Below are 13802 nucleotides of genomic sequence, written 5' to 3'. Positions count from 1 at the left end.
AAGAGAGCCGGCATTGAAGCATTTAACGGATGTGTGAGCAAGATCACCTTAAGGGCGGGTTACAGCACACCCTGTGCCAGCATGGCGTCGGCAACCTTGACGAATCCGGCGATATTGGCGCCATGCACGTAGTGAGTTTGTTTCCCTTCACCGCCGTATTCGACGCAAGCGTGATGAATATCCGCCATGATATGTTGCAAACGTACATCCACTTTTTCTGCCCGCCAGCTGATGCGCGCGGCATTCTGCGCCATCTCCAGCCCGGAAGTGGCCACGCCACCGGCGTTGGCGGCCTTGCCTGGGGCAAACAGCACGCCGGCCTCCAGGAACGCATCGGTGGCCTGAATGGTGGTGGGCATATTGGCACCCTCGGCCACGGCTTTGACTCCGTTACGGATCAGCAACTGTGCGGCTTCCAGATCCAGTTCGTTTTGGGTCGCGCACGGCAGGGCGATATCCACCGGCACGCTCCACGGCTGCTGGCCGGCCAGGTAGGTCAGGCCGCGCTCACGGGCGTAATCTTCCACCCGGCCATAACGCTGATTCTTGATCTCCGCCAAATGGGCCAGCTTCTCTGTGGTGAAACCGGCCTCATCGACCACGGTGCCGCCCGAGTCAGAGGCGGTGATCACGCGTGCGTCCAGTTCCAGCGCCTTCTCGATGGCGTACTGCGCCACATTGCCTGAACCGGAAACGGCGACCCGCATCCCCTCAAAGCCGAGCCCGTGGCGTTGCAGCATGGCATCGGTGAAATAGACCAGCCCATAGCCGGTGGCCTCGGGCCGGATCAGACTGCCGCCGAACGACAACCCCTTGCCGGTAAACACGCAGGCGGTGTTGTTGGACAGTTTTTTCATCATGCCGGTCATAAAGCCGACTTCACGGCCGCCAACGCCGATATCCCCGGCGGGCACATCGGTATCCGGGCCAAGATGGCGGTACAGTTCCGTCATCAGCGACTGGCAGAACCTCATGATCTCCGCCTGGCTTTTGCCCTTCGGATCGAAATCCGACCCGCCTTTACCGCCGCCCATGGGCAAGGTGGTCAGCGCATTTTTGAAGGTCTGCTCGAAGCCGAGGAATTTCAGAATCGATAAATTTACCGACGGATGAAAACGCATGCCGCCTTTATACGGCCCGATGGCGGAATTGAACTGCACGCGCCAGGCGCGGTTAACCTGCACCTGGCCGCGATCGTCCACCCAACTGACGCGGAACTGGATGGCACGCTCCGGCTCCACCAACCGCTCCAGCAACGCATGTTCGCGATAGCGCGGGTTGCGTTCGATAAACGGCCACAGCGAGGTAAACACTTCTCTTACTGCCTGTAAATATTCAGGCTGGTGGGGATTGTGGCGTTGTAGCGAGGACAAAAACGACTCTACCGATAAAGCATTTTCCATGGATAGCTCCTTTATACCCATCGCCTTTCAAGCTGTAGCGTTGTTAGCTGAGCTCGCGGTTCCCCAGTTACTTACCTAGGTAAGCGCCTGGGGAGCCGCGAGCTGGCTGCCTGGCTACAGCCCGAAATTCATAGGGTAATACTATTAATTTCCCCCATTATTTTTATAAATATTGGTATGAATAAAGTGTGGGGGATGATGTTGTGTCTTTAGCGACTATATCACTGGAGGGCGGTTGATTAACAAGCGATTAATGATGGCGGCAGAACGAAAAACGCCCGCACGAGGCGAGCGTTGGCGAGCTAAGTTTGCGAGCGCTTACTTAATCTTCGGCGCTGTCTTCTTCGTCACGCAGCGGCACAATCAGCATATCGATATGCACGGTGTTGATCAGCTGGCGCGCAGAGGACATCAGCTTGCTCCAGAAATCCTGGTGGTGGCCGCACAGTACCAGGTCCATGTCGTATTTCTTGATGGCATCGACCAGCACCTGCGCCAAATCGCCGCTGCCGCTCAGGGTTTCGGTAATCGGGTAACCGGCATTTTGCGAAAGCTCGGTCAGTGCATGGTGGGTTTCCTCAGAGATACGCTTTTGCATATCGCCGAGGTTAACGTCGATCAGGCCGGTATACAGGTCGGAATAGTTAACATCTACGTGGATCAGGGAAACTTTGGCGTTGTATGGTCGCGCCATAGATACGGCTTTTTCCACCAGAATTTTGCTCTCCGGGGACAGGTCTACCGCAATCAGAATATGTTTGTAAGCCATGAGAATACTCCTTCCATAAAAGGGTGAGCAGGCATTCAGCGTACCAGCCTGGCGCTTTAGGTTTACCTGCATTTTATCATTCAGATAACACAATGATATGTTGGGGCGATCACAGTGTGCTGCATCGAAAAATCTCTTTATCTCTACCCCCGTCAGTTTTACACCCACCGGGTTGAAAATCCTATCGTTACTGGGGTTATCGGCCGTTTGACCGCTTGAAACATAAGCATTCTTAAACAGAGTATAGTCCCAAAAGCCCATCGGGCCGCGGAAAATACCGGGAGTGACGAGCAGGGCGGTTATCGCTTATAACCCATCGATAGATGACAAATAGGCAGATTGCGGTAAATTTTATCTACTGCTCAGGCCAGTTTGCGTTTCATTCACCTACAATAATGAATATGGGCCTTACCTTATTCCTCTGAGTCAGACCGCGCTGCAGGTACCTTGCCTGGCAACGGCTTGTTTCAGAGGCTGTGGGGTATGCACGGCCCGAGCGGTAAAAAGGGGATCGGAGCGGTAGGCTCCCGCAGTAATGGGCATCGAGGTAGGGCAGTTGGACCCGGCGGAGCGCCGTGGATAACAACGCCTTGAGGGGGTAATCATGATCAGTACCGTCGCGCTGTTTTGGGCTTTGTGTGTGGTGTGTGTGATAAACATGGTGCGCTATTACTCTTCTCTGCGTGCGCTGCTGGTGGTGTTGCGCGGCTGCGATCCGCTGTTGTACCAATACGTCGACGGCGGCGGTTTCTTTACTGCCCACGGTCAGCCGAGCAAGCAGCTGCGGCTGGTGCGCTATATCTTCTCGCAGCGCTACGTCGAGCATCACGATCCGGAGTTTATCCGCCGTTGTGAGCGGGTGCGCGGGCAGTTTATGCTGACTTCCGCCCTGTGCGGGCTGGTGGTGGTCAGCCTGCTGGCACTGATGATCTGGTATTAAAACCGGGCGGTTTCCCTTGCTACGGGCAAAAAAAAGGCGGCCACACCGGCCGCCTTTCTCATGGAACAAGCTGCTTAGATAACCTTAAGCGCCAGCCAGTACAGTGAACCGGAAAGCAGAATCGAAATCGGCAGGGTCAGTAACCAGGCCAACAGGATATTCTTCACGGTTTTACTTTGTACGCCGCCGCCGTCCACGATCATCGTCCCGGCAACCGCCGAAGAGAGCACGTGGGTAGTGGAAACCGGCATACCGGTGTAGCTGGCCACACCGATCGACAAGGCTGCGGTCATCTGAGCCGACACGCCCTGAGCGTAGGTCATGCCCTTCTTACCGATTTTCTCGCCGATGGTGGTGGCAACGCGCCTCCAGCCAACCATGGTGCCGAGTGACAACGCCAGAGCAACCGCAACGATGATCCACAGCGGTGCATATTCAACGGTTTGCAGCAGATCCTGACGCAGGTTCTTCAGGAAACGCTGGTCCGCGGCGGAGGTTTCCGGCAGTTTGGCGACCTTGTCTGCGGTATCCGTTACGCACATCAGCAGGCGGCGCAGATGGCTGCGCTGTTCTACCGTCAGTTGATCGTAACTTTGCAGATTGTTCAGCAGGCCCTGCGTCAGCTCAATCGCCGGCATGGCGCGGGAACTGTCGCAGTGGAACTCGGTCGGCTTATTCGGCGAAACCTCGTCTTCCGGGCTTGGCACCAGCGGCGTCAGGGACACCACGTGTGACAGGGCATCGCCGTGCTGCTGGTAATATTGCTGCAGGTGGGTCACGGCATCACGCGTACGGGTGATGTCATAACCGGTTGCATTCATATTGACCACGAAGCCGGCCGGCGCAACGCCGATCAGCACCAGCATGATAAGGCCGATGCCTTTCTGGCCGTCGTTAGCGCCGTGCGAGAAGCTGACGCCGATAGCCGACAGGATCAGTGCGATACGGGTCCAGAACGGCGGCTTGCGTTTGCCGTCGACCTTTTCACGTTCCGCGGGGGTCATGTGGATACGCTGGCGTTTCTTGTTGCCGCTCCAATAGCGGCGCAAGGCAAACACCATCAGCCCGGCAACCATCATGCCGACCAGCGGCGAGATGAGTAATGACAGGAAAATACCGATCATTTTCGGGACGTTAAGCGCATCCACCACCGAGGTGTGGGTCATCAGTGCATTGGTTAAACCAACACCGATAATTGCGCCAATCAGCGTGTGGGAGCTGGAGGCCGGCAGACCGAAATACCAGGTGCCGAGATTCCAGATTATCGCCGCCAGCAGCATGGAGAAGACCATGGCTAATCCGTGCGCTGAACTGACGTTCAACAACAGATCGGTAGGCAACAGGTGAACAATGGCGTAAGCAACACTCAAACCACCGAGCATAACGCCAAGAAAGTTGAACAAGCCCGCCATCACGACCGCAAGTTGCGAGCGCATGGCACGGGTATAGATTACTGTAGCGACCGCATTGGCCGTATCATGAAAGCCGTTGATAGCTTCATAAAACAACACGAACAACAATGCGAGAATTAACATCAGGCCGGTATGGAAATCCAGGCCAGCGAACAAATGCAGCATAAGCGTTACGCCAGTTTGTGGACATGAACGCCGCGCATTATCAGTGACAACCGGGGCCGGGGAAAAGGAAAATATGACGTTTTTTTGATTTGAAGATGACGAAACGATGGCGGTGGCATGACAAAGATATGAAATATCAGAACCTTATGCTGATAAGTGCGCTGTAATATTTTCTTACTATGGCGCTGACGGCGGCATGGCTTTACAATCTGCCGCCGTAAAGTTGTCGGTTACCGGTAGCGATTCGGCGTAATATGGCGGCCTTTTGTCGCGATTGTGGTTTTTATTCAGAGAGGCGCAGGTGGAACAGTTTGATGTCGTGGTAATAGGTGCGGGCGCAGCGGGCATGTTTTGCGCCGCGCAGGCAGGGCAACTTGGTTGCCGGGTGCTGCTGCTCGATAACGGCAAAAAACCGGGACGCAAAATCCTGATGTCCGGCGGCGGACGCTGTAACTTTACTAATATGTACACCGAACCGGCCGCCTACCTGTCGAACAACCCGCATTTCTGTAAATCGGCGCTGGCGCGTTATACCCAATGGGATTTTATCGATCTGATTAACCGCTACGGCATCGCCTACCACGAGAAAACGCTGGGGCAGCTGTTTTGCGATGACTCGGCGCAACAGGTGGTCGAACTGCTGGTTAAAGAGTGCGAACTGGGCCAGGTGACGACGCGTCTGCGCAGTGAAGTGTTGGGTGTGGAAAAAACCGCAGCCGGTTTCGAACTGGCGCTGAATGGCGAGAAAGTGAGCGCTTGCTCACTTGTGGTGGCCAGCGGTGGGCTTTCCATGCCGGGGCTGGGCGCTTCGCCGTTCGGCTACAAGCTGGCGGAGCAGTTTGGCCTGAAGGTGCTGCCGACCCGCGCCGCGCTGGTGCCTTTTACCCTGCATAAACCGCTGCTGGAACACCTGCAAACGCTGTCCGGCGTCTCTGTGCCGGCGGTGATCACTGCCGAAAACGGCGTCAGCTTCCGCGAAAGCCTGCTTTTCACTCACCGTGGCCTTTCCGGCCCGGCGGTATTGCAGCTTTCCAGCTACTGGCAACCTGGTGAGTTTGTGAGCGTTAACTTACTTCCTGCGCTCGACCTGGCGGGCTTCCTTAATGAGCAACGCCAGGCACACCCCAACCAAAGCCTGAAAAATACCCTTGCGCTGCACCTGCCGAAACGCCTGGTGGAGTGCCTGCAAACGCTGGGGCAATTGCCGGAAGCCACGTTGAAGCAACTTAATCCCACGCAACAGGCCGCGCTGGTCGAAACCTTGCAGAATTGGCGTGTGCAGCCTAACGGCACCGAAGGCTACCGCACGGCGGAAGTGACGCTCGGCGGCGTGGACACCAAAGAGCTGTCTTCCAAAACGATGGAAGCCGGCAAGGTGCCCGGCCTGTATTTTATCGGCGAAGTGGTGGATGTGACAGGGTGGCTGGGCGGTTATAACTTCCAGTGGGCCTGGAGTTCGGCCTGGGCTTGCGCTCAGGCGCTGGCGGCGCGGGGATAATAAGGATGATTGTTACTCTGTAGCCGGGTGACAATCTATTCGCTCAGTCGCGATAGCATCACCGGGCGCGGCATGTTGCGGCAAGGCGAATGGGTCGGGACGATGCCGTGAGGCCCGGGGGATCAGAAAGTTTTAGTCAGCGAAGGATTTTAGGCCATCAATGTTCGGCCCAGAGTGACTATTTCACACCACTGCTTTTTATAGTTCCACCTTGGATTATCCATTCCCAAGGAGTACATCATCTTTACGTCTTTTTGATGGCATAATTCTTTTGCCAACTTGATGTTCATATACATAAGAACACTTCCTACGCTGAGGTTCGCATAGGTTTGGTCAACGCCGCCATTATGGCAATCAAAGAAAATCCACTCCCTGCATTCTGCTTTAAATACCAAATCGTAAGCACAAGGCTTGCCATTGATTAACAATACATAACCAAATAGCAGGTGGCGTAATTTACTAAAGACCTCTAACAGGACTTCCTCAGAATAACACTCTAATGTGTCCCCCCATCTTTTTTTGAAAAGCGAGATGTAAATATCCGATAGCTCCCTATCGGAAAAATTGTCAATCGATAAGCATTCCCCGCCGCTATTTATGAATTTATCAAATTCCGCTAGCCTTTTCTTATGCGTTTTTTTGGAAAAATCATCTTTGACCAGGCATGTCTTTCTTTTTAACCTTTCCCAATGAATGCAGTTGTAAAAATCCCCTTTATGATAAGAAGATAACTGTTTGGTTTTAAAAGGTATAACAATCTTACCGCTGCCTTTTTTAATCGGAATGATGATGTCATCAAAAAAGAAGGGATATCCACTCACCTTAAGTGAAAGGTTACCCTTTAGAGAAAAGGCCGCAGATATAACCGAACCTTTCCTTTTGTAACTATAGAACTCAGGAGAAACAAGCCGCTGACTTAAGAATTCAATCACGTCAGGGTGGGTACATACACTTCCGCCAAAGAGAAGATAGGCCTCCCTGTAGGCTTCTGGCGTTGTCGGCTCCCAACCAAAAATAGCTTTCTTCATATAATTTTTTACATTTATTGCCGAAAACAACAATGTAATGTTACGCAACCAAACGATAGCCAAACGAAAAGTGCATGGTTTATGCATGGCAGGGATAATTCCCGTGCAGCAAATTCCTGACGACTTATCACTCTTCAGTGATGCAGGGCGACTAATCCACAGGCGCTGGATCCGATGCGACAAGATCTATTACTGAAAATTTGCGAGGCGATCAGTGGCATAGGTTTTATCTTGAGGGAGGGCGCGGTTGCTGCAAAATCCGTTGTGCTGCGGCATGACGCTGTCGGTATTCGACCCCGAGCTCGATCCCGACGGGCGGTACGCGGCGCTGATAGTAGAAATGCTGGAGGCGATGTTCCGCTCACGCTGACGGCGTTATGCCTTGTGCGTCGACAGCGGGTTTCGGTGTTGGAAATGGCGACGGCGGCGTGATGCACGTAATGTCATTATTCAATTAATCATACATAAGTGACGTCATGTTGGACGCTTCCGTTAAATCACAAAATCATCTCTTTGATAAATAAGGGAATGATATTAAAAAACAAAAAACATTAATTTTATTGATGTTATATTGGTGTCGTGATTTTTATTATTTCATTTAAATCAAGTGAGTATATGTATTTTCCGGATTTCTATGGGTGAATATCTTAAGTTTTATTGACATGTTTTTAACCTATATCCTATACCTTTCTTACCGGTAAGTTCGGTGATCTTTCTGTATAGCGTTTAAACATAATCAATATTTCTGGAGAAATTATATGGCTATCAATTTAGGCGGACTAGATGGGTTATTAGGTGGCGTGACGAACCTCGTGAATGGCGTGATTAGCACTGCACTGGGGCTGGTTGGTACGGTAACCGGCATTGTGGCTGGCGTGGCCGACACGGTTTCGGGAGTGATCGGGGGAATTATTGACAAGATTGGTGATCTCGGCGGAACGGTGGGCGGTGTGACCGATACGTTGACCCATACGGCTGAAGGTGCAACATCAGGTAATCTTGATACCGATGGATTGATCTCTGCATTGCACACGGCTGCAGATGCCGTTCAAGCGCCTGCTGTCGAAGTTAATGGTGCCCATACGGCGGCAGTTGATGTTATTGCATAACGCATTCTCGTCTATAGCCACTGTATTTTACAGTGGCTATCTCCCGGATACCCAGATAGTGACCCCCGTATTTGATTCTGATCGACAACCCGCTGCGACCAATATGAGTATTACTCCTCCTGCGTCGACGGCTGGATGCTGATTTTGTTGTTGGAAATGCCGAGGGTGGCGCGCTGCGTGCCGGCGGAGATCTTCTGGCAAAAGAAAAACGTCCGGGCCTGATCGAGCGTGCCTTCTCAGTTCAACCCCATCTGATTGAGCAGCATTTTGTTTAGTTCGGTATTTTTGCGCACGTTCAATTTACGCATCGCCGAACGCTTGTGGGCGCTGATGGTTTTCTGGCTACGGTGCAGCATCCCGGCGATAGTGCAAGCGGACATGCCGGTGCTCATCAGTTTCAACACCTTCTTTTCGCAACTGCTCAGGGCGGCGATGCGGCACTGCCGGCATTTCCAGATGGCACTGGCGTGCAGCGCTACCCAAGGTTGCCGGCAAAAGCGTTCCAGCGCCATCTGCAGTGTGTTGCGGACGGTAGCGGCGTCGTCGCGTCGGTTAATGCTGAACAACGCCGGGTGGGCGTGCAGATAACGGGTGTCGCGATCGTCAAGGATCAGCACGATCATTTGCCGATGGCGTGGCGTCTGGTACGGGCTTTGGTAGCAACTGGCACAGCCGCATTGGTCTTCCAGCGTGTGGAACAGGATCTCGATCGGCTCCAGGTTGCGCAGCTCGTGCAGATGCCCGCGGCGGCCGTAATTCAGGTCATGCAGATACTCTTCCAGCAGCTGCCGTAACCCCTGTTGATAAAAGTTATCGCTGCCCAGCAGGGTGAACCGGATATTAAGCATAGTTACTCCTTAAAACGCGCATCGTGCGGGAACAGCCGGCGCGCCTGGCGTTGCAGATCCTCCGCCCGCTGCAGCTGTTGCAGCAACCGGCTGGTCACCATCAGGTTGACGTAGATATTGGCGTCCGGCCGCACGCGGATTTCATTTTCCGCCCAACGCTGGTAGCTCAGCAGCGCGGCCGGATCGCGGGTGCGCGGGTATTGCAGCAGCCGTTGTAACTGGATGTCGTAGTCGTAACGCACCTGCCAGGGCGTCGGCGTCATCACCCGGCTCATGGCGGCAAATTGCCGCAGACCGGTTTTTTCCACGGCGGTTACGATCAGGGCGCTGTGCAGGCCGTTGAGCAGATACGGCAACGCCAGCGCGGCCAAGCCGGCGGTGAGCAGCCGCAGGGTGAGCTGCGGGCGCGGTGACAGGCGCAGGCGGCTACGTACATCGCCGGCGCGCAGAATCGCCAGCAGCACTACAGCGTGTGCGGCGGAAAGATAAAGCGGGTATTCCACCATCATGTGTAGCAGGATCGGCAACGCCGCCAGCCAGGACGCGGGCCGCAGCGGCAGCGCGCAAGTGCGTCGCAGCAGGCGCCATAATCCCCAGCCGATCAAGGCAATGCCGCTCAGGCTCAGCAGGCCGCCTTCGATGCCCCACAGCAGGATCTCGTTGTGCGGATGGCTGATGCTGACGCTTTCCATGCCGCTGCGGTGGGTGGTGTAGAAATGATGCAGGAAATCGTGCTGAAAGTGGCCGTAACCCCAGCCAAGCCACGGGTGTTCGGCGATCATGCGCAGCGCTTCCTGCCAGTAGGCCAGGCGGTAGAAAATCGGCTCCGCCACGGTGAGCGCCCGCGTCGTGCCGTTGAGCATGACCAACAGCAGGCCGGCGGCTATTCCGGCAAGCAACAGCAGCAGGGCGGCGGCGGCGCGGCGGCGATTAAGCCGGTACAGCATAAACAGTTGCAGCGGCGACAGTACAGCGGCCGCCAGCAGGCCGACCCGTGAGGCGATCACGATCAGCAACAACGGCGCCAGCACCAGCATACCGCCCGTCAGCCATTGCACGCCCCGGTGCAGCGGGCACCGGTTACTCAACAGGTACAGTGCCAGCGCCAGCCCGGTAGCCATAAAGCTGGCCATCAGGTTCCACTGCTGGAAGATGCCGTAAGGGCGGTTTTTCACGGTGTTGTAGCCCATTGCGTTACCCGGCTCCAACAGCCCGTATTGCACCAGGCCCAGCAGCGCCTCGAGCACCGTCGCCGCCAGCAGTAAAATCAGCAGCCTGCGCCGCCGCAGGCGGTCGAACGGTATCTGCAACAGCGCGAAATAAGCGGCGACGCCCAGCGTTAGCCCCAACAGGCGCGGCAGCGCTTCACTCAGCCAGGGGTTTTTCGCCCACAGCAGCGGCAACAATAAAATCAGAGCGCCCGGTGCCAGCCGGTTAAAAAAACCGGACACGGCCAACGGCGGCCGACTCAACAGCATCGCGCCGAGAATAAACAGGGCGATAAATAGGCCGCCGACCAGATTCCACGGTAAATAAAAACCGCTGCCGCCGCGATTGGGCCAGTAAATATGCATGGCGATCAGGCAATAGCATGCCGCCAGCCCGAATAACCCGGCCGTTTTGTTGTTGGATATCATCACGCTTTCCTGAAACTCGGCCTTATTGGTAAGCCAGCACAAAATTGGCTACCGAGCTGAATTCACCCTCGGTAATGGTTTTATTCTGTATCGCGCTGGGGTGGCCCTGCACATAGGCGGTGAAATTCAACATAGTGGTGCCGTCCTGCAATGCCACCGCGCCGGTGGCCTGATTCAACTCAATATCGGCGCCCTTGCCGTCGAACAGCGCGATGGCGGCGCCGTTGGTGCCGTTATTGATCGCCAGTTTGCCAGGCAGTTCGCTGTCTTCGGTGCCGCTGAAGGTGACGTTGACGGATTTGAACACCGCCGTTTTGCAGTCGGTCAGCTTGATGTTGAAGGGCACCGGGTTGCTATGGCCGTAGCGGTACAGGGTTTTGACGATCACGGTGTCCATCTCCACCACCTGATCGGTCGATTGCGGCTCAATATTGCACGGCCGGCTCACCACGGTGCCGTGGAACTGCAGCGGTGAACCGACCAGCTCGGTATCCGCCTGGGTCGGCAATGCCGCAAACCATAAGGGCGTGCAAATGAGCATGGCTAAAGCGCGTAAACGCATCGTCTGTTTCTCCCTGAGTTACTCGAAGGCCGCCACAATGGTGGCTGAGGCGTTAAATTCCCCTTCCGCGATTTCCTTACCGCCGCTGGCCAAGGGGGCGGCAACCAGGTTCCAACTGCCGCCGTTACCGATATTCGGCACCGGGTAAAATTCATTCGGGACAATCAACTGGCCGTTATGTTTGATCTCGATACCGAGATCGGTTTTATCGGTTTTAAACGCGTTGTTGGAGAAGGGGGCTGGGGTGCCTGAGACCGCCAGTTTGATATTCAGCGTGCCGTCCTCGAAGCTGCCGCCTTCACATTGGAAGCGCACCGGGATGCTTTGCGGATAGCTTGCGCCGTTCAGGTTGCTGCCGCTGATTTCGCCGAACTCGACGTTGATCAGCTGGCCTTCATTCACCACGCATTTATCCGGTACGTACAGAATGGCGGATTGAATAAACACCTGCGCCATAGGGTTGGGGCCGAAACTGGCGTCGGTTGACCCCAAACGGCCATACATCTCGATGATTTGCCGGTCGTTAATCTGTACGCCGTTGATGATTTTTTTGCGCACCCGGAAAGTGACCTTGCCTTTGGATCCACTTTCGTAGTTATTGATTTGCACGTAGGGCGGGTTGCATGAATGTTGGCTCAACTCATTGGATACATTGTAAAAAGGCACGGTGACATAGGCCTTTTTATTGCCGGCGATCCAAACCTCGGCTTTTAAATCCAGGTAATCATTAAGTTTTAAATAACCGTTGCCGTACTCGGAGGGGGGCAGTGCCGAATCCGACTTATAAAAGTGCGGGCTGGTCGGAATACGAGTATCGCAATAGGCCTTGCCGGTATATCGGCCGCCTAATGAATAGGTAAATTCTTTGGTGAAGCCCACCTGATTGGTGATGTTGGTTTCATTCAGGTCGATATAAAACGGCTTTGCTCCGCCGTCCGGTGTGACGTAGCCGTTGGCCCAGACGGCCGGGGCCGCCAGTGCCAGCGGCAGGCAGTAGTTAAGGTAGGTTTTTTTCATCACGTTTGTGAACCTCACAGGTAAATCACCTGAATGTGCGCCACGCCGGAAAAGCCGGCCGCCATCACCGCTCGCTGCGTGGATTCCACGCTGGCGCTGAACCACAGCGTATTGCTGCCGGGCTGCAGAATGTAAGGCCGGCTCTGCTGGTTGAGCGACAGCGCGTGGCCCTGCTGATCTTTCAAGCGCAGGCCGATGCCCCGTACACCACCGTTAAGTTTCAGCAGGTCGGGGTTGTTGACATCGCTTTCGCCGAGAAACACCAGCGTGGCAGCCTGCTCACCCTGCAAATAGAGCTGCCTGGCATCGCCGTTGCGCTGTCCTGCCGGGTTATCCGCCAAGGCTTTGGCGCCCAGCAGGCAGTTGCGGAACGAGAGACGAAAACGCACCGGTGCACTCTGATCGCCGGCATTTTGGAAGTCGCGTGCGTTAACATCACCCAAATCAATCGCCTGATCCTGGCTGTCCGGCGTCAGGCTGCACGGGGAGCTGAGCAGACCGCCATGAAAGCTGACGGTGCCGGTGGTGCCCTGGATCACACCCAGTGGCGTTGCCGCCGTGGCGCTGCCGGTGAACAGCAATGCGCTGAGCAGCAGGGGCCGCAGGCGGCCGCCGGTGAATTCAGCCATGCGAAATCTCCTTATTTTTTGGTCTCGGGCACGGCGTTGCAGACGTTGCCGTTACAGGCGAAGCGCAGCTCCGGGTGGCCGCCGTAGTCATTGATATAGGTGACGACAAAGCTGTTGAGGCCGCTGTCGCGCAGCTTGAGGTTTTCGCTGGATTTGGGTTTCAGCATTACCGGCTGGAAGTCGCCCAGTGCGCCGCCGCCCTGTTTCTGCGTCTGGCGGGTCATGCCGGTCAGAGTGATGTAAAACGGCGTAGGGTTTTCAACGGTGAAACCGTCGGCGCTTTTGCGGAACACCAGCTTCTCCTGCCACACCTCGCCTTTCGGCGCGACTATGGCTTTCGGCCGATAAAACAGTTTGATCTGGGTTTGCAGCGCCAACTGCATCACGTTGGTTTTACTGCTTTTCGGCGGGATCTCTCGCAGGTTGAAATAGAACACCGACTCGCGATCTTGCGGCAGACGCTCGGCCTCCGGCGTTTTGGTGATGCGCACGACGCTGCGTTCGTTGGCCTCTACCCGTTGCAACGGCGGCAGCACCACCAGCGGCGAGGTGATTTTCTGGTGCTGCTCGTTTTCCAGCCAGGACTGCGCCAGGAAAGGCAGCTCCTTATTTTCGTTGACGATATTCAGGCTGATGGATTTCGCGTCGCTGAGGTAAACGGCGCGGGTACGATCCAGCGATATCGCTGCGTTGGCGGCCGGTACTGCAGCGGTCAGCGCCAGGCCCAGCGCGGCCATTTTTGCTAACGGAAAGTTGTTCATAATCATCAATTCTCTGCGTTACGG

General features: G+C 55.2%; 14 protein-coding genes. 4 read left to right on the top strand and 10 right to left on the bottom strand.

What is annotated here, in order from left to right; all coding sequences use genetic code 11:
- Positions 1–59: 59 nt before the first annotated feature.
- Positions 60–1403 (bottom strand): NADP-specific glutamate dehydrogenase, encoded by a 1344-nt coding sequence (gene gdhA / locus D4100_RS20800; protein WP_065506744.1) that lies wholly within the window; start codon positions 1401–1403, stop codon positions 60–62.
- A 322-nt stretch (positions 1404–1725) separates the two neighbouring features.
- The gene (uspA, locus tag D4100_RS20795; protein ID WP_004951550.1) at positions 1726–2172 is read right to left on the bottom strand and encodes a universal stress protein UspA; all 447 of its coding nucleotides are present in this window, start codon (positions 2170–2172) and stop codon (positions 1726–1728) included.
- Between the two features lie 604 nt (positions 2173–2776).
- On the opposite strand from uspA, the gene uspB reads away from it, so the two are divergent.
- Positions 2777–3112 (top strand): universal stress protein UspB, encoded by a 336-nt coding sequence (gene uspB, locus D4100_RS20790; protein ID WP_065506743.1) that lies wholly within the window; start codon positions 2777–2779, stop codon positions 3110–3112.
- 74 nt (positions 3113–3186) lie between these two features.
- Here uspB and pitA read toward each other — a convergent pair whose 3' ends face one another.
- Complete coding sequence (pitA, locus tag D4100_RS20785) at positions 3187–4689, bottom strand: inorganic phosphate transporter PitA (RefSeq protein ID WP_119805152.1); 1503 nt, start codon at positions 4687–4689, stop codon at positions 3187–3189.
- A gap of 301 nt (positions 4690–4990) precedes the next feature.
- Between pitA and D4100_RS20780 the strand changes: the two genes are divergently transcribed.
- Positions 4991–6187: a BaiN/RdsA family NAD(P)/FAD-dependent oxidoreductase gene (locus D4100_RS20780; RefSeq protein WP_006317514.1), complete on the top strand. Its 1197-nt coding sequence runs from the start codon at positions 4991–4993 to the stop codon at positions 6185–6187.
- A 149-nt stretch (positions 6188–6336) separates the two neighbouring features.
- Here the strand turns inward: D4100_RS20780 and D4100_RS20775 are convergent, their stop codons facing one another.
- A complete protein-coding gene (locus D4100_RS20775) occupies positions 6337–7302 on the bottom strand; it encodes a GNAT family protein (protein ID WP_006317515.1) in 966 nt (321 codons plus the stop codon).
- Between the two features lie 160 nt (positions 7303–7462).
- Between D4100_RS20775 and D4100_RS26000 the strand changes: the two genes are divergently transcribed.
- Positions 7463–7585, top strand: a complete 123-nt coding sequence (locus D4100_RS26000) for a hypothetical protein (protein WP_006317516.1) — start codon at positions 7463–7465, stop codon at positions 7583–7585.
- Between the two features lie 388 nt (positions 7586–7973).
- Positions 7974–8324 (top strand): hypothetical protein, encoded by a 351-nt coding sequence (locus D4100_RS20765; protein ID WP_006317517.1) that lies wholly within the window; start codon positions 7974–7976, stop codon positions 8322–8324.
- A 236-nt stretch (positions 8325–8560) separates the two neighbouring features.
- Here D4100_RS20765 and D4100_RS20760 read toward each other — a convergent pair whose 3' ends face one another.
- From D4100_RS20760 to D4100_RS20735, 6 genes are read right to left on the bottom strand one after another with little or no spacing between them, the layout of a single operon-like run.
- Positions 8561–9172, bottom strand: a complete 612-nt coding sequence (locus D4100_RS20760; protein WP_006317518.1) for a response regulator transcription factor — start codon at positions 9170–9172, stop codon at positions 8561–8563.
- A 2-nt stretch (positions 9173–9174) separates the two neighbouring features.
- Positions 9175–10809, bottom strand: a complete 1635-nt coding sequence (locus D4100_RS20755) for a PglL family O-oligosaccharyltransferase (RefSeq protein WP_119805151.1) — start codon at positions 10807–10809, stop codon at positions 9175–9177.
- Between the two features lie 22 nt (positions 10810–10831).
- The gene (locus D4100_RS20750) at positions 10832–11371 is read right to left on the bottom strand and encodes a fimbrial protein (RefSeq protein ID WP_119805150.1); all 540 of its coding nucleotides are present in this window, start codon (positions 11369–11371) and stop codon (positions 10832–10834) included.
- A gap of 18 nt (positions 11372–11389) precedes the next feature.
- Positions 11390–12388: a fimbrial protein gene (locus D4100_RS20745; RefSeq protein WP_119805149.1), complete on the bottom strand. Its 999-nt coding sequence runs from the start codon at positions 12386–12388 to the stop codon at positions 11390–11392.
- A 14-nt stretch (positions 12389–12402) separates the two neighbouring features.
- The gene (locus D4100_RS20740; protein WP_119805148.1) at positions 12403–13017 is read right to left on the bottom strand and encodes a fimbrial protein; all 615 of its coding nucleotides are present in this window, start codon (positions 13015–13017) and stop codon (positions 12403–12405) included.
- Between the two features lie 11 nt (positions 13018–13028).
- A complete protein-coding gene (locus D4100_RS20735) occupies positions 13029–13784 on the bottom strand; it encodes a fimbrial biogenesis chaperone (RefSeq protein ID WP_119805147.1) in 756 nt (251 codons plus the stop codon).
- Between the last annotated feature and the right edge of the window lie 18 nt (positions 13785–13802).

Source organism: Serratia inhibens, from assembly GCF_003591175.1.
Taxonomy (GTDB): Bacteria; Pseudomonadota; Gammaproteobacteria; order Enterobacterales; family Enterobacteriaceae; genus Serratia; species Serratia inhibens.
This window is presented reverse-complemented; position numbering and strand designations above follow the sequence as displayed.